The sequence below is a fragment of the Cohnella herbarum genome (assembly GCF_012849095.1).
Classification (GTDB): Bacteria; Bacillota; Bacilli; order Paenibacillales; family Paenibacillaceae; genus Cohnella; species Cohnella herbarum.
Genome location: NZ_CP051680.1, coordinates 5389944 through 5408161 on the forward strand (window position 1 = coordinate 5389944; position 18218 = coordinate 5408161).

General features: G+C 52.8%; 18 protein-coding genes. 1 reads left to right on the forward strand and 17 read right to left on the reverse strand.

What is annotated here, in order from left to right; genetic code table 11:
• Window positions 1-16: 16 nt before the first annotated feature.
• From HH215_RS22940 to rpsF, 9 genes are all read right to left on the reverse strand, one after another.
• Entirely contained in the window at window positions 17-952 is a 936-nt protein-coding gene (locus HH215_RS22940) for an ABC transporter permease (RefSeq protein ID WP_254450190.1), read from the reverse strand.
• Window position 953: 1 nt separating this feature from the next.
• Window positions 954-2012: an ABC transporter permease gene (locus HH215_RS22945; protein WP_169282018.1), complete on the reverse strand. Its 1059-nt coding sequence runs from the start codon at window positions 2010-2012 to the stop codon at window positions 954-956.
• Window positions 2009-3553 (reverse strand): ABC transporter ATP-binding protein, encoded by a 1545-nt coding sequence (locus tag HH215_RS22950; protein ID WP_169282019.1) that lies wholly within the window; start codon window positions 3551-3553, stop codon window positions 2009-2011. The genes HH215_RS22945 and HH215_RS22950 overlap by 4 nt, the downstream gene beginning before the upstream one ends.
• Before the next feature lie 109 nt (window positions 3554-3662).
• On the reverse strand, window positions 3663-4760 hold the full coding sequence (locus tag HH215_RS22955; RefSeq protein ID WP_169282020.1) for a BMP family ABC transporter substrate-binding protein: 1098 nt from the start codon (window positions 4758-4760) through the stop codon (window positions 3663-3665).
• A gap of 20 nt (window positions 4761-4780) precedes the next feature.
• Window positions 4781-5713 carry a ribokinase gene (rbsK, locus tag HH215_RS22960; RefSeq protein ID WP_169282021.1) on the reverse strand — a complete coding sequence of 311 codons (933 nt, stop codon included), beginning with the start codon at window positions 5711-5713 and terminating at the stop codon, window positions 4781-4783.
• On the reverse strand, window positions 5710-6708 hold the full coding sequence (locus tag HH215_RS22965; RefSeq protein WP_169282022.1) for a LacI family DNA-binding transcriptional regulator: 999 nt from the start codon (window positions 6706-6708) through the stop codon (window positions 5710-5712). Before HH215_RS22965 ends, rbsK begins: the two co-directional genes overlap by 4 nt.
• 250 nt (window positions 6709-6958) lie before the next feature.
• Window positions 6959-7300 carry a 30S ribosomal protein S18 gene (gene rpsR, locus HH215_RS22970; protein WP_169282023.1) on the reverse strand — a complete coding sequence of 114 codons (342 nt, stop codon included), beginning with the start codon at window positions 7298-7300 and terminating at the stop codon, window positions 6959-6961.
• 20 nt (window positions 7301-7320) lie between these two features.
• The gene (gene ssb / locus HH215_RS22975) at window positions 7321-7821 is read right to left on the reverse strand and encodes a single-stranded DNA-binding protein (protein WP_169282024.1); all 501 of its coding nucleotides are present in this window, start codon (window positions 7819-7821) and stop codon (window positions 7321-7323) included.
• Window positions 7822-7889: 68 nt separating this feature from the next.
• On the reverse strand, window positions 7890-8177 hold the full coding sequence (rpsF, locus tag HH215_RS22980; protein WP_169282025.1) for a 30S ribosomal protein S6: 288 nt from the start codon (window positions 8175-8177) through the stop codon (window positions 7890-7892).
• 177 nt (window positions 8178-8354) lie between these two features.
• Between rpsF and HH215_RS22985 the strand changes: the two genes are divergently transcribed.
• Window positions 8355-8543: a YjzC family protein gene (locus HH215_RS22985; RefSeq protein WP_169282026.1), complete on the forward strand. Its 189-nt coding sequence runs from the start codon at window positions 8355-8357 to the stop codon at window positions 8541-8543.
• Window positions 8544-9206: 663 nt separating this feature from the next.
• Here the strand turns inward: HH215_RS22985 and HH215_RS22990 are convergent.
• From HH215_RS22990 to HH215_RS23025, 8 genes are all read right to left on the reverse strand, one after another.
• Window positions 9207-10829, reverse strand: a complete 1623-nt coding sequence (locus tag HH215_RS22990) for a PucR family transcriptional regulator (protein WP_169282027.1) — start codon at window positions 10827-10829, stop codon at window positions 9207-9209.
• 156 nt (window positions 10830-10985) lie between these two features.
• Window positions 10986-11657, reverse strand: a complete 672-nt coding sequence (locus HH215_RS22995; RefSeq protein WP_169282028.1) for a cysteine hydrolase family protein — start codon at window positions 11655-11657, stop codon at window positions 10986-10988.
• 37 nt (window positions 11658-11694) lie between these two features.
• Complete coding sequence (locus HH215_RS23000; RefSeq protein WP_169282029.1) at window positions 11695-12135, reverse strand: cupin domain-containing protein; 441 nt, start codon at window positions 12133-12135, stop codon at window positions 11695-11697.
• Window positions 12132-13139, reverse strand: a complete 1008-nt coding sequence (locus HH215_RS23005) for a formamidase (protein ID WP_169282030.1) — start codon at window positions 13137-13139, stop codon at window positions 12132-12134. The genes HH215_RS23000 and HH215_RS23005 overlap by 4 nt, the downstream gene beginning before the upstream one ends.
• 37 nt (window positions 13140-13176) lie before the next feature.
• Window positions 13177-14361, reverse strand: a complete 1185-nt coding sequence (locus HH215_RS23010) for a BMP family ABC transporter substrate-binding protein (protein WP_217362237.1) — start codon at window positions 14359-14361, stop codon at window positions 13177-13179.
• Between the two features lie 96 nt (window positions 14362-14457).
• Window positions 14458-15369 carry an ABC transporter permease gene (locus HH215_RS23015; protein WP_169282031.1) on the reverse strand — a complete coding sequence of 304 codons (912 nt, stop codon included), beginning with the start codon at window positions 15367-15369 and terminating at the stop codon, window positions 14458-14460.
• Window positions 15366-16439, reverse strand: coding sequence for an ABC transporter permease (locus HH215_RS23020; RefSeq protein ID WP_254450191.1), 1074 nt, complete (start codon window positions 16437-16439; stop codon window positions 15366-15368). Before HH215_RS23020 ends, HH215_RS23015 begins: the two co-directional genes overlap by 4 nt.
• Window positions 16436-17968, reverse strand: a complete 1533-nt coding sequence (locus HH215_RS23025; protein WP_169282032.1) for an ABC transporter ATP-binding protein — start codon at window positions 17966-17968, stop codon at window positions 16436-16438. The genes HH215_RS23020 and HH215_RS23025 overlap by 4 nt, the downstream gene beginning before the upstream one ends.
• Window positions 17969-18218 lie beyond the last annotated feature (250 nt).

An 18218-nucleotide genomic window follows, 5' to 3' on the forward strand; every position in this document is an offset into this window, starting at 1 on the left:
CGTGTTCTTATCCCCTTTAGGCTATAGTAGCGAGCTTTCTCTTCTGTCGCATTGCGAAAAATACAAGCGCTGCAATCGTCACGACATAAGGAATCATTTGAATGAATTGACTCGGAATCGGAGCATCCGGCACCGTCTGCACGATCGTAGCTAACGCGCTGGCGAGACCGAAGATCAGCGAGCCTAACAGTATGCCGATCGGGTTACGGTTACCAAGAAGTACGACCGCTAGCGCGAGGAACCCTGTTCCGCCGGTCATGTCTTTAACGAACATATTCGTCAGCCCGTTGGACATGAAGGCACCCGCTAGACCAGCGAAGACGCCGCTCCAGGCCAGCGCGGAATATTGAATCCGCTTGACCGGAATACCGAGCGATTGCGCAGCCTGAGGCGCTTCGCCAACGGATCGAAGATGCACGCCATAAGGCGTCTTGTAGATCAGAACCATGCAAAATACGACGGATAAGAAGGCGATCCAGACCATAAGGCTGTGTCCGCTTAGCAGCTTGCCCAGCACGGGCACGTCTTCTAAGAACGGGATATTCACAGTCGGGATCGGCGCAGCCTTGCTTGGGGAGTAGTTCCCGGTCACGCCGAAAATCTTGCTCATCAGGAAAATCGTAAAGCCCGAGCCGAAGATATTAACCGCGAAGCCCGTAATGATAATATCGACCTTCATCTTGAGCGAGAAGAATCCCATCCCGTAACTGACCAGCATGGATACTCCAACCCCCGCCAGCACGCCGAGCGCCCAGTTTCCGGTGCTGGATCCGACTGCGATAGACGTGAACGCCGACAACAACATGAGTCCTTCGAGCCCGATGTTGATGGCGCCTCCGATATCCGAGATGAGCCCGCCCAAGGCGGCCAGCAGGATCGGCGTCATCACTCGAAATAGAACAGCGATTAACGACAGGTCAATGATCTGGTTCCATATCGTTTGCCACACCATCTTACTTCACCGCCTTTTGCTCGGTTTTGGCATACCTTTGTTTAAGGAAGGTGAAAATCGCCTGGGCTGTTACGAGCAACACGAGCATGACTTGAATAATGACGGCAACCTCGCGAGGCATATCGCTCCCGTATTGCATCGTTTGGGCGCCTACCTGGATATACGCGTAGAATAATCCGGCGACGAGCACGCCCACTGGGTGGTTTCGAGCGAGCAACGCAATGATAATTCCGTCAAAACCGAGCCCCGCCGAGAAGTTTTGCTTAAACGTTTGTTGAATCCCGAGAATTTCCACGATTCCGGCTAATCCTGCCAGCGCACCGCTGATCATGACGCTGATGACAATGATTTTGCGCGTTGCGATACCGCCATAGCGGGCAAAATGTCCATTTTTCCCGACCAGTCGAAGTTCGTATCCGATCGACGTTTTATAGAGGAGCAAGTATACGAGAACAACTGCCGCTAGCGCGATCAGAATACCGGCGTGGGCGCTTGTCCCCGGAATGATTTTCGCTAACAAAATGTTCTTGTCGATGTTTTCCATTTTCGCGTAGCCGCCGCCTTGCGACTTGAACTGATTATTCACGAAATAAGAGGTGAGCAGTATCGCCACGAAATTAAGCATCAGCGTGGTGACGATCTCATTGGCGTTCATATAGGCTTTCAATAACCCCGGAATCGCCCCGTAGATGGCCCCCCCGATAAGCGCGGCTATCAATACGAGCGGCAGATGAATCCATGGATTCAAGCCCGGCAAGTACACCGCGGTGAGCGCGGCGAGAAAGCTGCCGATGTAAAGCTGGCCTTCGGCTCCCATGCTGAATACGCCCGATTGGAAAACGACGGAAAGCGCTAGACCCGTTAAAATCAAAGGAACCGCTTTGTTTAATATCGTGCCGACGTTAAACCAACTGGACAACGGGTCGAGGAACAAGGCGCTAACGGCCGCAAACGGTTCGCTGCTGGTTAGAAAGATAACGACGAATCCGCACAGCAGCGCGGTTACAACCGCCATCAGAATTCCGCTGACTTCCAGCACTAACATTCTGGACGATTTCATCGTACCGCCTCCTGTTCCTGTTTCTTGATGCCTAACATGTAATAACCGATTTCTTGTTCCGTCAGGTCCGGAGTGTTGTCCAGAAGCGCCACGATCTCGCCGTTGTACAGAACGGCAATTCGGTCGCTCAGCGCCATGACTTCCGACAGTTCGGCCGAGACGACCATAACCGCCGCGCCGCCGTCCCGACGCTTGATAATTTCCCTATGGATGAACTCGATCGCTCCAATATCGACCCCGCGAGTCGGTTGGGAAGCGATGAGCAGCTTCGGATTTTTCGACAACTCCCGCGCCACGACGACTTTCTGAAGATTGCCGCCCGACAGTGCGCCTGCCAGAATTTCCTCGTTCTGCGCGCGTACGTCGTACGTCTGCATCATCGTCTGGGTGAACTGCTTGATTTTTTTCTTATTTAGAAAAATCCCCCGTTTGAACTCGGGATTCCGATAGTGGTCGAGAATCAAATTTTCCGCAATCGTAGAAGTCAGGCTGGCTCCGGAGGTTTGCCGATCTTCCGGGATATGGCCGACTTTCATCCGGCGAATCTCCGCTACGCTCGTACCGAGCAATTCCTTGCCCAGATAGCTTATATTGCCCGCAACCGCTTTGCGAAGTCCGGTAATCGTCTCTACCAGCTCGGTCTGTCCGTTGCCTTCCACGCCTGCAATGCCGAGAACTTCCCCGCTGCGAATGTTGAAAGAAATCCCCTGCAACGCCTTCGTACCCTTGTCGTCCAGCGCCTCAAGATTACGGACGCCAAGCACGACATCCTTAGGTTCTGCCGGTATTTTGTTCACTCGGAACAGTACTTCACGCCCAACCATCAGTCGGGAAATTTCTTCTTGATTCGTGTCCTTCGTCTGCAAAGTCGCGATCGATTTGCCTGCTCTAAGCACGGTTATACGGTTGGAAATGCGCATGACCTCGCGCAGCTTATGCGTAATGAAAATAATCGTATGGCCTTCGCTGATCAGCGCTTGAATCGAGTCGAACAGCTCGTCCGTCTCTTGCGGCGTCAACACCGCCGTCGGCTCGTCCAGAATGATCAGCTTCGCACCCCGGTACAACACCTTCAGTATCTCCACCCGTTGCTTCTGTCCAACCGGAATCGTCTCGACCTTTGCCTGCAGATTTACCTTCAAGCCGTACGTCGCGACCAAATGCTCCACTTCCCGATATTCCTTCGCACGATCGCGGAACAACGAAAAAGGGCCTTTCTTCGGTTCGTCGCCGAGCACGATATTTTCCGAAACCGTCAAGGAAGGCGACAACATAAAATGCTGATGTACCATACCCATACCTTGCTGAATGGCGTCCTTCGGTCCGCTAAAGCTAACCGGTTGTCCTTTGTATTCAATCGTTCCGCTCGTCGGAGCTTCCAGCCCGAACAGGATCTTCATCAAGGTCGACTTACCTGCCCCATTCTCTCCGACTAGCGCGTGTATTTCTCCCGCGTGTACGGTCAGATCGACGCCCCTGTTAGCGGCGGTTCCGTTAGGATACACTTTATGAATGTCTTTCATCTCTAGTAAAATCGGCATCGCTATCCCCCCAGCCAGAAAATGACTTCATTCGTATACGGGGCCCCAGTGAAACGAAGGAGAGATGAGGTTAACCTCACCCCTCCTTCAATTCTTATAGCCAGTATTCTTATAAAGAAGATTTTACGGTGATCTCGCCTTTACCCAACTTGTCCTCGATCTCGGTCATTTTATCTCTGATTGATTGCGGAACGTATTTCTCGTACATCTCGTCTTTAGCGATACCTACGCCGCCTTCTTTGATACCCAGCACTTCGCCGCTGCCGAAAGCCAATTCGCCTTTGACCATCAATTCGAATGCGCGGAAGATCGATTGGTCAACGTTTTTCATCATGGATGTCAGAACGCTTCCCGGGTAAAGCGGATTTTGGTTGGCGTCGACTCCGATCGAGTACACGCCTTTCTCGTTCGCGCCTTCCAGCGTGCCAAGACCCGCTGCGGACGCTACGCCGAATACGATGTCGGCTTTCTGCGAATCGATTTGCGCCAAGCCCAATTCTTTGCCTTTAGGAGCGTTAACGAAATCTCCTACATAAGAAGTAACGACTTTCACGTCTTTGTCTACATAAGCTGCGCCTTGCTCGTAACCCGATTTGAAGTCATTGATGATCGGGATATCCATACCGCCGACGAATCCGACGACTTTCTCCGGGTTTGCCCCTTTGAGCTCTGTATTCGTCGTTACCAATGCCGCGAACGCGCCGGCAAGGAACGAACCTTCGCTTTGCGAGTAAAGCATCGAATAAACGTTAGGAACGCCTTCGATTAAATCATCGAAGAAGATGAACTTGATATCGGGATAGCGTGAAGCCAAATCCTTCGTCACATCGATCATTTGGCTCGTACCGACGACAACGACGTTATATTTATTGCTAGCCACTACGGCTTCCAGACCGGATGCCCAGTCCGCGGAGTTAGCTCCGCCTTCAACCGTTTTAGCTTTAATTCCAAGTTCTTTGACTGCTTTATCCATACCCGCTTGCGCAGAGTCGAAGAAGCTCTTGTCGCCAAGCGTACTGTTTACATAGTAAAGGGCGTTAATGTCAGAAGCCGGCGCCGGTGCAGACCCGTTAGACGCAGACGGCGAAGCTGATGGAGATGCTGCCGGAGATTCACTGGATTTATTATTCGAATTGCCGCATCCCGAAATAACCAAAACGATTGAAAGAACGATTACGCTTAGCAAGCTGAATTTTTTAGTCTTCATGTTGTAGAACTCCCCTTTAATCACTGGTTGTGTGCTGCTTGTTTAATGAATTGCTCGGCTTCCTCAAGCAACGGCATGGAAGCTTGCGCTCCCTTGCGCGTCGTTGTCATCGCGCCGATGGCGGAGGCGAATTTCGCTGCCGCCCAGATGTCTTTCCCGCTTACGATCGCCGCTCCTACCGCACCGGCAAAAGCATCGCCGGCCGCCGTAGAATCTACGGCATTCACTTTGTAAGCTTCCACGAAGAAGGTTCGATTCGCCCCTACGACGACTACGCCTTTTTCCCCTAGCTTAGCAAACACGGTCGATACGCCTTGGTTGATCAATTCGACAGCCGCAAGCTTCGCGGTTAACTGGTCGGAAACTTTAACACCCGTCAACTGGGTAATTTCCTTCTCGTTAGGCAGAATATAATCCACCATCGCCAGTAACTCTTCCGGCAGCGGTTGCGCAGGCGCAGGATCCAGCAGTACCGGAACCTGATGCCGCTTCGCGATCGTAATCGCTTCCTTCACGGTTTCAAGCGGAATTTCAAGCTGCACCATGAGCAGCTTAGCCTGCTTAATCAGATCTTCTTGCTTGCGCACGTCCTCCGGAGTTAGCAACAGATTGGCCCCCGCAGCAACGACGATGCTATTGTCCCCTTGCGGATCCAATGTGATGAACGCGACGCCCGTCGCTTCCCCAGCCACTTTCTCGATTACGCTACAATCGACTCCGACCTCTTCCAGATTGGCAAGCAGTTGGTCGCCGAACAAGTCGCCGCCCACTTTTCCAATCATGGCCACGTCAGCCCCGAGCTTGCAGGCCGCGACTGCCTGATTGGCGCCTTTACCTCCTACGTTCATGAAGAAATCGGTACCTAATACGGTTTCTCCCCGATCCGGACGATGGTTTAGGCTGACCACCATATCCATATTCAGGCTCCCCACAACCACAATACTTGCACTCATTTCTGGTCCACCCCATTACATGATTCTCTGTGTATAAGCTTATGCTCCAAAATCACGTTCTTTGAGCCCGACCTCACCCCCTTCATCTGATCATCTAACAGCTGCACAGCGGTGACTCCAATCTGATAGGCAGGTATCGAAATCGTGCTCAGCGTTGGTCGCGACATGGCGCAGAACGCAATGTCATCGCAACCGATGATCGAAATATCCTCGGGCACTCGCAATCCACGGCGATGGATTTCCTGCATCGCGCCTAGCGCCAATAGATCGTTCGCCGCGAAAATGGCCGTCGGCGCATACTCGTCAATCACGGCGCCCATCTGGTGCACGCCCGACTCGTAGCTGAATGTGCCTACGCTGACGAATGGTTCAAGATTTGCCGCATGCATAGCATCCATATAACCCGTTCTTCGACTTACCGCCGATTGAATATTTTTAGGACCGGCGAGATGAGCGATTCGGGTGTGCCCCCGCTCGATCAAGTAGTTGATCGAATCTTGTGCCGCTTTATAGTTATCGATCGACACCGCGTCGAACGGCTTGTCCTCAATGAGTCGGTCGCAGAGTACGATTGGCGTATGCAGACTAGTCAGCTCGTTGACCGTCTTCTCATCGAGCGTCGAAGAGATCAGCACAATCCCCCCTACCTGTTGTTCCACCATTTTGTAAATAATATCCTGCTCTATTTTCGGATCATTATCAGTATTGCCGATAAAAAGCGTATAACCGAGTCTGTGGGCAGCATCCTCGATCCCGCGAGCCAGTACTGGAAAGTACGGGTTCGTAATATCCGGAAGGATCAGTCCAATGTTATTCGTCCGGTTCGTCGCCAAGTTTCTCGCGATAACGCTAGGACGGTAACCGAGCTCTTCTATCGCGCGAAGTACGCGTTCTTTGATCTCCCCCTTGACTTGAGGATTGTTGTTAAGCACTCGGGACACGGTCGCCTTGGATACTTGCGCTCGCTCCGCGACGTGGTCAATATTTGGTTTCATTCGCCCTGTTCACCGTCGTTTCTTGTATCCGATTTCATTTCAGAAACCGGTTACACAATTTCTTGTGTTTCAGAAAGCGGTTTCTGATTCAAACTATAACATGTCGAAAATAAATTTGCAACCGGTTTCATTTGGTCGAAGATGCCACTTTATGTAAGCGTTATCTCTCTTTAGTAAAACTCATCTATCTGTGAAAAACAAAAAAGCTCCCGAATCTACGGAAACCGTAGAACGGGAGCTCTCGAAACGACTACTCAGTCGTGTAAGGAAGCAAAGCCATTTGACGTGCGCGTTTGATCGCCACAGTCAACATGCGTTGGTATTTCGCTTTCGTTCCGGTCACGCGACGTGGCAAGATTTTGCCGCGCTCGCTGATGAACTTACGAAGCAAGTCCAACTCTTTGTAATCCACGTGAGTGATTTTATTTACAGTGAAGTAACAAACTTTCTTACGTTTGTTACGGCCGCCACGGCGGAATTTACGGGGCTCACGTTCGCCACGGTCTCCACCGCGATCTCCGCCACCGCCGCCTGTACGGCTGTGCGCAGGGCGCTCTTCACGTGCTGGTGCTGCTGTTTGTTGTTCGCTCATTTGTTATCCGTCCTTTCCAGTTAAAATGGCAAATCATCGTCCGATATATCTATCGGTCGCCCGTCATCGGCGAAGGGATCACTATTGTTGCCGCTGTTGCGAGAGCCAGAGCTGCGGTTGCCGCCTCCGTACCCGCCTCCGCCTGCACCCGGGTTGCCGCCGGAACCTTCTTCTCTTCCTTGTCCTCCGCCGCCCTCGCGGTTGGCTGATTCCAGGAATCGAACGTTATCGGCGATAACTTCCGTTACATATACGCGTCGGCCTTCGTTGTTCTCGTAGTTGCGCACTTGAATGCGGCCTTCCACGGCGGCCAAACGGCCTTTACGAAGATAATTCGCACACGTCTCGGCTAACTGTCTCCACGTTACGATCGGGATAAAATCCGCTTCGCGCTCTTCTTTACTGCCGGAGAACTGACGGTCTACCGCTAAAGTAAATTGGGTAACGGCTACGCCTGCAGGCGTGTAACGCAATTCGGGATCCTTGGTCAGGCGCCCTATGAGAATAACTCGATTCAACATCGCGGCTTCCCTCCACTAGACATGACATTAGGCTTGCGGCGGTTATCCGCCTGGTACAGTGTGGCTACTTACGCGATTTGTTCTCTGACGACCATATGACGGATAACTTCATCCGTAATCTTCAGAACGCGTTCCAACTCCGTCACAACATCTGACGTCGCCGAGAAATGAACCAACACATACGTCCCATCGCGGTGTTTGTTGATTTCGTAAGCTAAACGACGTTTACCCATAATGTCGTGCTTCACGATCTCTCCGCCGTTCCCGATGATGCCCTGGAATTTTTCCACGACAGCTTGAACGGTTTCTTGTTCCACGTCCGGACGGATGATGTACATCAACTCGTAGTTGCGCATCTTCCGTTCACCTCCTTAAGGTCTTTGGCCCCCCACTTGGTATACCGATGAGCTTGTCAACCGGCTGGGAAGCAAGGAGCATGCGTTAAATTCGCATGCCTGAATACTTTATCACAATAGCCCGAATACCGCAAGAAGTTTCGCGCTACACTATCCTTTAGACAGGGGGTGATGACAATGGGCGAACAGACGCAGTTCGAACCCGGACAGCGTGCTCCGAATGACGGAGAGTATATGGAGGTCGGAGAAGATGCCTTCCATATGGGGATTAACGACCCCCAGCATGTCGTATTGCGCAAAGGTCAGAAATTCCCCAAAACCTCTAACCACAATCGCAAGTGGAAAAAAATGAAACAGTTCCATTAGAACTTTATTTCATCGGCATGCATATTGCGGGAGGATTTAAGCCATTCTATATCTCGGCGACGGAAAACGAGAGGTGTGGTTCCCTTGAACGACTGGGCGCAACAACCGCAAGAGGAAACGTTCCAATCGGAGTAGGCTACGGAAGCGAGGCGTTGTGCTAAAGACTATTCGTCTGCAACACAGGGTTAACAATTTCCGGACAACCGAAGCGCTGAGTTAAATCAGCAACGTCATGGTTACGAATTTCGAATGCAACTCATTAAACGTCGCCCGAAGAACCCTGTGAAGGGTTCTTCGTTATTTTGCTTTTATCTTGTTGCTCCTACACACGTTTGCTCGTCGTATCAATACTCAGACTTACTGCTCTTACAACACTAGCTTACAGCTTACGGAAGCTACGGACGTTATTTTGCTCAAAAAAGCGTTTTTCAAAATCTAACGGAAATGGACGCTCTTATTTGTATGTTTTCCAGTGAAATCATGCCATTTGGGTATAAATAACGCCGTGCAGCTCCGTTAGGTTTTCAAAACAATTGTTTCCGACGAAATAGCGGCTGCGGCCGCCGTTAGAAACTAATCCCATTAATCCACAACGGACTAAAGGCAGCCATACGTTCAAAATGATCGATATGCGTACTAGGTTGCGAATTAGTCCCCTTTTCCTCATTCAATATCGTTCGACCTGATCGCCAATTGAAGCAGCAGCTTGGTTTCCGGGTCATCCAACCTTAAGCCTAGCTCGTTCTTGATCCGGTCGAGCCGGTAGTTGATCGTATTGTAGTGAAGGTACATCCGCTCGGCCGTTTCTTTCGCGTTGCAGTTGCAATCGAAGTACGTCCGAAGCGTATTCAATAGCGCCCCCTGCTGTTTGGCGTCCAATTCTAGCAAAGGATTCAAGTAAAGTCGCTGAAACTCTTCCATTTCGTCGGTTCCTTGCAGCCGATAGAGCAACAAGTAGACGCCAAGCTCGTTGTACCGAAGCGTCTCATCCTTCAGCCTGCAGACGCGCCTGATGTCGGCGGCTCGTTTCGCATCGCGATAACTGCCGGACACCTCCGCTTGACGGCTAACCTCTCTGCCTAAGCACAACGATACCTGCTTCTCTTGAATCATCGGTCTCAAGATCGTCCATAAGTTCCCGGTCAGCTGTTGTCTAGCATGGAGTCCTCCGATCTCCTCGCTCCTCAGCGTAAATAGAACGACTAACTCCCCTTCCAGCACCGTCCACTTCAGATCGCTTCCGCGGGAATCGCTTTCCCAATTAAGCCGTTTCGCCAGCTCTTGCAGCGATTTGACCTCCGGCTTCCGCTCCCAGAACGACACGACCCCGGCTAAATAGACTGCGTCCTCCGCTAGCGGCCATCCGCAAGCTTCCGCGCGAAGCCTCAGATCGACCGTCGACACGATGCGCCCCGCCAGCCAATCTTGCAGAAACTGATCGAAATATTTGACCTCGATATTTTTCCTCGCCTGCATGTTGCTGATCTCGAATCCAAGCAACCGTCCCGCCCAGTTGATCGTAAGCGTATCGACCGCTCCGTATTCGGCCGAATATTCGAGAATCAACAAGAGGTACGAACGGACTTGTCCATCCGGTACCGTCGCGACATGAACGCGAACGCTCCGTTCTCCGATCTGCAACACGTTCGTCTCCGGCGTCTGATCCTCGCGGAATTTAACCCATTCCGTTTCCTCAATGAGCTCGAACAGTTTCTCCGCATCCGGAGATCCCGTTCTGCGGTTATGAGGATCCAGCAGGATTACCGGATTGCGGATCATGACCTGCAAATGATTCAAATACGAGGAAAGCCCGTCCCCGTGTAGCAGCACGTGGGACAGGCGTTGAACGCGACCTTGGAGAATCGTAAGATCTTTCGATTCGGAGACGAGCACCCGCTCCATGACTTCGCGAACGACATCCGAGAACGTCGTGCCCGGCGGCAGCTCGATTAGCGGCATGCCGTACCGGTTGGCGGCTTCGATCGCGGCGGCAGGCACTTCGTCGAAGAAACGTTTCGTCTTCACGCCGAGCGCTGCGACGCCCTTGCTCGCCAATTGCTCGATGAGCGGCACAAGCACTTCGGGGTCGTGCTTAAACGGATATCCCGTCGTCATGAGCAGTTCGCCGGGCCGCACCCAGTCGATGACGTCGGGAACCTCCATTACGTTGATGCGGCTAATCAAGCTGTTTAAGCCCGCTTCGCCGCCTAGAAGAACGGCATCCTTGAATTGAGGAACATCGAACAAGGATTTGACCGTAAAGCCTTCTCTGATCGGGTCGTCCATCGCCGCGCATTCCTTTCCCTGTAAAAGCTGTCCTTGTTGTCATCACCGGCACACCATCTGCATCGTTTCATCAATTTCACCGGCGCAATAATCTCATCATTTTCTCTTCTCATCTTCTTCATCGGCGCATCATTTCCATCATTCATCGCCCTTAAATTACCGCTCTATTACCGCAATAAGAGACTCCGCCCCCGACGTCCATCCGAAAATACCGCCCTGTTGCCGCACCATATGAATAGCGGCTTGATGATCGCTTTGATCGAATGCGGCCGTCGCGTCTTCCAACACTAGACAGCGATACCCCCGATCGTTCGCCTCCCGCAGCGTCGTATGCACGCATACATGAGTCGTAACGCCGCACAGCACCAGAGACTCGATTCCGTTCCGTTCTAGCAAATGCTCTAGTTCCGTCTTGTAGAACGCGCCTTTGCCCGGCTTGTCGATAATCGCTTCGTCTTCAAGCGGCGCTAACTCCGCGACGATCGCGTGACCCTGCTCCCCGCGAATCAAGATTCGGCCCATCGGACCTTCGTCCCCGATTCCCGCTCCCATCCTCTTGCTCCGCTCGAGCTTAGCCGGCGGGCAATCGGACAGATCCGGCAGATGTCCTTCCCGCGTATGAACGATCAGGATACCTGCATCGCGGGCAACTTGAAGCAGCTTCTGAATGACGGGGATAATCGCTCGAGTAGGCGTGATGTCGTTGCCGAGCTTTTCCCCGAATCCGCCAGCCGAGCAGAAATCGTTCTGCATGTCGATGACGACTAGCGCCGTTCGTACCGGGTCAAAATCAAACGCATAAGGAAGAGCCTCCCTCACCGTCTTCATCTGGCATCCCTCTCCCTCTCCCTCTTCCCTATCCTTCCTACTTTCCGCCTTGCAACTGCCGTTCGGTCGGAATCGGTACCTTCGTCGTTTCGAAGAATCGATTACCAGGTGCTTGCTCCTCTACTGGTAGGAAGATGCTAATCTGCTCCGTCGGCACCGTATCGTCGTTGGCAACCGAATGGACGACTCCCGCAGGCACAAGAAACGTATCCCCTGCCGCGTAAGATTTCCACTCCCCGTTACATAGCAGCCGTACTTTGCCTACCGTAATATGAATGATCTCCGCTACATTATGATAATGAGGAAGAACGGCGCCGCCGACGCCGATCTTCTCCCATAATACCGAGCTAGCCCGTACCCCCATCTCGTCCGCATCGGCAGCCGACAGAATCTCGCGATGATAGAGGGCGACGTGATCCGGCATCGGCGACCATTCCATCGCTTCCGCCGTTTTCACCGTTGTGTGTTTTTCCGTCATGATTCCCGTACCCTCCCTGCATATTTACGCACCGGCTTCGGATACCCTTCCGATGTCCCGTCTTTTACGACAACCTCGTCTTCCCAAGGCAATCTATAGCGCTCGTTCACTAAATCTTTCATGTACGTGTACGGACAATCTCCCGCGCCGCCATCTACCGCAACGTACCCGCGGTGCGCAAACTGATACATATTGTTCTCCACGCCCCATAGGCGCCGCGCTTCGCGGACAAGCGACGGACGAACCTCTCCCGCGACGATCTCGTCCGGCCTGCCTCCGCCCGTAACGAGCGGTACGCCGTCGAAACCGACGATCATCGCTTCGCCCATCGAATCGAACGTGCCGTCGCTCCCGCTCATGCACACCGACGCGGTATACATGAGATTGCAAAAGGCGTTCGCTTGATTCGTGATTTGCCAAGAGTGGCGAATCGGCGCGGTGTATCCAGCCGTGCGAATCATAATATCCGCGCCGATATACGCGCACTCCCTAGCCATCTCCGGGAACATTCCATCGTGACAAATAATAAGAGCGAGTTTACTTCCGTTAGGCCCGTCACATACCGGAATACCGAGATCTCCGGGCTCCCAAGGCTCAACCGGAACCCAAGGATGCAGCTTGCGATAATTCAGCTTGATCTCGCCCTGATCGTCAATAATAAGTCCCGTATTGTATGGGTTGCCGTTCGGGTTCGCCTCCATGATCGAAAAGCAACCCCAAATCCGGTTGTCCCGGCAAGCTTGACGGAAAGCCTCAACCTCCAGACCGTCGACCCGGCACATAATGGCCGGATCCGTATTCATCGACAGGCCATGCAACGAGTATTCCGGGAACACGACGAGATCCATGTTACGCAATCCGCGCTTAGCCTTCGCCGTTAGTTCTACGATTCTCCGAGTCTGCTCCTCTAGCTGCGCCGGCGTCTCCACGACGGGAAGCTTCATTTGCACCAAACCGATGACAACGCCATCCGGGCTCTTGTTCAGCCCTCCCAGTCCACTCATAAGCGATTGCTCCAATCCATTTCGCGACTATGTCCCGTCATTTAGGAATGCTGCCGATAACGCCTTCTACGAGATAATCCGAACCTTCCAACGCCTCGACGGTCGGCGTTTCCCCTTCCGCGATCCGCACGGTTCCCGATTGATCTTTAACCGGACCGATGAACGGTTTCAACGTGCCGCCCAACAACTCGGCCTTCTTGTCCTCTACGAACTGAACGACGTCCGCCGGAACCTTGGCGCCGAAGGAACCCATTTGCACGACGTTGTCCGCCAGCGTTCCGCGATACTTTCCGTCGTATTTACTGCCTTTAAATCCGCCTTCTTGCGCTGTTTTGACCATATCGACGAACAGGTCCGGCCAGTTCCATAACGAGCCCGTAATCCATCCGTTCGGAGCAAGCGAAGAAGCGTCCGCATGGTAGCCTACCGTCATCACGTCGCGGCGTTCCGCGGTTTCGATCACCGTCTTCATGCAATCTTGATGTAAGCTAAGCACGTCGATGCCGCTATCGATCAACGAGTTGGTCGCATTCGCTTGTTGGCCCGGATCGCACCAGCTTCCCGTGAACACGACGGACGTCGTCGCTTCCGGATTAACCGATCTGGCACCGAGCGTAAAGGCGTTAACGTTAAGCAACACTTGAGGAATCGGAACGGAGACGATGTAACCGAGCTTACCTGTTTTGGACATTTTGCCTGCCGCTATCCCCGCAAGGTATACCGGTTCCCAGATCGTGCCGAAGTACGTACCGACGTTGTTGGCCGTCTTCAATCCGCCTTGGTGGAAAAACACGACGTCCGGGTGGCGCTTGGCCACGTTAAGAGCCGGTTCCAGATGTCCGTACGAGGTCGGGAAAATGATTTTCGCGCCGTCTTTGATCATTTGCTCCATGACGCGTTCCGCTTCCGCCGTCTCCGGCACGTTCTCCGCGCGCAGCACCTTCATGTCGGGATAAGCTTTCTCCACCGCCACGCTTCCGAGATAAGCCGCTTGGTTATACCCGTAGTCGTCTTTCGTTCCGACGAAGATAAAGCCGATCGCGCTTCCTCCCGTTCCCATCTTGCTATCCTGCTCCGCGTTTGCCGTTGCCGAACCTTCCGGAGAGCCGCTTGCCGAGCCGTTGCTTTCGTTTCCTGGCTGACTGCAACCGGTGATCAACATAATAAGGGCCAAGGTGCCAAGAAAAAGACTTCTAGCTTTTCTTTTTACGATTTTGTTCATGATGGTTCCCTCCACTTTGTTTTTTCTATTTAGGTTAGTGCGTCATGCCATCGTCTCTTTGTGCCGGTTCGGCAGTTTTCTTCGCTTCTTCGGCAGTCATCCGCCCGCTTCCCCTGCGAACACCCTGCCTAGAGCCTCCGGCGTCTGACTCTTCTTCCTTCGCTCCACGATCAACAGAGCAAGCAACGTTAATAGATAAGGAACCATGAACAGGAAAAACGGAGAAATCGCGAGCCCTTGCTGCTGAACGGTCAATTGCAACGCCTGCGCGGCTCCGAACAAGTAAGCTCCCAGCATCGCTCTTGCCGGTTTCCATGAGGCGAAAATAACAAGAGCGACGGCGACTACACCCCGGCCTGCGGTCATATTCTCAACCCAGCTATGCGTATAAGCGATCGATAACTGCGCGCCGCCGATTCCGGCCAAGAATCCGCCCGCCAATACCGCTAAATAACGAACGAGCTTAGGGTTCACGCCGCTGGCGAACAACACTTCCTCCCGTTCCCCGGCGGTTCTTAGCATAATGCCGACCCGGGTACGAAAGATCACGTACCACAAGAGAGGAACAAGCAAGATGGACAAGTAGGTCAACGGATCATGGTTAAACAAAATCGGTCCGATGAACGGAATGTCCGACAACCCCGGAAGTGCAACGGGGTTAAAGCCGACGATCTGTTGACTGACGAAATCCCGTCCGAAGAACGCCGTCACCCCCATTCCGAAAAACATAATCGTAAGGCCGGTAGCCAATTGATTGGCTCCGCAGCTTAAGACGAGAAAAGCATGGATCGATGCGATCAACAAACCGCATAGCCCTCCCGCCAATGCCCCGAGCCAAGGATTCCCGGTCCATACCGTCACCGCGAAGCCTCCTAACGCTCCCGCCAGCATCGAACCTTCCGTACCGAGGTTGATGACCCCGGCTCTCTCGGATACGAGTTCGCCCTGACTTGCCAGCATAACCGACGTTCCGGACCGAATCGCTCCGGTCAAAATATCCGCAATCATCGCTTAGCCCACCTTCCGCTGCCGAGAATGAAGAACAGAACGAGCGCCATCAGAATGTTAACGGAGGAGGACGGCAATCCCGAGCTGATCTCGAGCGTGTTCCCCGCAACGCTGATCATCCCGAGCAGGAACGCCGTTACGATCAGTCGCAAAGGTTTGTTCCACGCCATCATCGCGGCTAGAAAGCCGAGATACCCGAAGTTGGCTCCGGTAGAGGCGCGCAGCCTTCCTTCTATGCCGGCAATTTCAATCATCCCCGCTATGCCTGCCAGCATTCCTGCGGCAATGAGTACCCAGAAATACATCTTGTTGATGTTCATGCCGGCGCGCTCTGCCGCAAGCCGATTGCTGCCGAGCACTCGGATGCGGAATCCAAGTCGCGTCCTCGTTAAGACGTACCAGACGAGCACCGCAAGTACCAATGCGACAACGAAGCCGATGTGTAACCGAGTCCCGTTAATAATCGGAAGCCTAAGGGATGAAGCGATCTCCGGGGAGAAAGGCCAGTTAAAGGACTCCTTGTCTTTCAACAGACCGTGTACGAAGAACCCGACGGTGAACGTGGCGACGTAGTTAAGCAGAACGCTCGTTATCGTTTCGTTCAGACGGCCTTTCACCTTCAATACGGCAACCAAGCCCGCCCAGACGGCTCCGCCTAACGCACCGGCGATCATCATGAGCGGAATGCCGAGCCACGCCGGAAAATCATTCAGATAAAATACCGCGAACCAAGTCGCGAATAATGCCCCGATGGCAAGCTGTCCTTCGCCTCCGACGTTTACCAAACCCGCTTTGGCCGGAAGGGCCGCCGCAAGACCCGTCAGAATGAACGGAGTGGCTTTTAACAACACTTCCCCGAACCCGTACAGATCGCCGAACGTGGATTTCACCATCGAAACGTACAACTCGACCGGGTTAACTTCATAACAGAGCAAGAACAATCCATAAACGACGAACGGCGCGATCATAATTAAAGCTTGAATCGCCCAAGGCTTGACGCGGGCTAGAAAGGAATAACTTCCGGCGGACAACGCGATCGTATTCGTGCTTGTGCTCGCTTGTTGTTTCACGCAGATTCTCCTTTCAACATGCGGTATCCGATTTCGGTAACGTCGGTTTCGGAAGGAAGATAGGGTCCGATGAGCCGCTTCCCGGACAAAACGACCAATTGGTCGGATAGCTTAAACAATTCGTCCAAGTCTTCGGAAAATAAAATAATCGCTGTTCCCTGCTCGGCAAGCTCGATGAGATGCTGCTGGATCGTGCGCGTCGTCCCGATATCAAGCCCCCTGCTCGGATAACTGACGATCAAGATTTCCGGCTTGCGGATCAGCGCCCGCGAGAGCACCATCCGTTGCACGTTGCCGCCGGATAACGTATCCGCCCTCCGGTTGCCATCCGCGAGAGCAAGTGCTTTCGCTTCTTCGCTACCGTCTAGTTCGCCTTTCACTTCTTTCCAATCGATTCCGGCTCCTTTAGGTTTAAGCCGGATTCCGTCGAGCACCATATGCTCCATAATGGTAAATCCGGGGATGACCGACTCCTTGATCGGATCTTCCGAGACAAAGCTCACCCCCGCGTCCATGAACGCTTTGGCGTTCGCTTGCATCTCTTTGCCGCCGATGGAGATCTGACCTGTAGTCAGCTTTCTTAATCCGAATAACACCTCCGCCAGCTCGCGCTGCCCGCTTCCGGATATTCCGGCGACCCCGATAATTTGACCTTTCGGCAATGTCAGACGAAGATCTCCGAGTACCGACTCGCCATGGTCTCCGCTAATCGTCCCGTTCGTAATCTGCAACGCGACTTCCGATTTTCTATCGCCATCGGCGCTCGGTTTGACGACCGGCTTTAATGTCTTGTCGCCCATCATGGCGGCGATTAGGGCGTCACCCGCCAAGCCCTCTTCGCGATTTGCCGTATACGTGATTTGCCCGCTTCTTAGCACGCTTACTCGATCCGCGCAGGCGAGCACCTCGTTAATCTTGTGCGTAATAAGCAGAATGCCGTAACCGTCTTGGCGGAGCAGGTCGAGCATCTTCAGGAAAGCCTCTACTTCTTGGGGCACTAATACGCTAGTTGGTTCATCGAAAATAATGATTCGAGTTCCGGGAGCGAGAAGCACCTTCACGATTTCCAGCCTTTGCCGTTGACCGAGATCCAACTGCCAGACATAGGCGTCGGGATCGACCGCAAGCCCGTATTTAGCCGAAGTGTCCACGATCCGTTGACGAAGCTTCTTCCGGTTGAATCGCCATCCCGACTCTACCGCGAGCGCGATGTTATCCAATACCGTCAATGCCGGCACGACCCGGAAATCTTGAAACACCATTCCGATGCCCCTTGCTCGGGCTTTCGTCGGCGGATGAAGGGACACCCGTTCTCCGTCCATGAACACTTCGCCTTCGTCGGGCTCGTATACGCCGTAGAGCATTTTCATGAGCGTACTCTTCCCTGCCCCGTTTTCCCCTAGAATCGCATGGATCGTCCCCGGATTAACCTCCAAGTCTATGTTGCGGTTAGCGACGAGCGATCCGAATCGTTTGGTGAGTGCCACTGCTTTGAGAAGATAGGGAGCATGAACGTTGTCATTTTTCATCTTGGTCCCCCTTTTGTATGTTATATAACTTTACATATATTTTTAATTCCCTTTGCTAATACGATTATATATCAGTTTTATGTCATTATCTTTATACGATAAGAACAAAATATTGGACTATTTTCTGTGTATGAGTAACAAACATTACATATACATAACATTAAATTGGCATGATGAAGGAGGGAATTAAAACCCAAGGGGGGTGTTGTTAAGGAGGGATGAAGAGAGGATGTACCGGCCCCCATGGGCC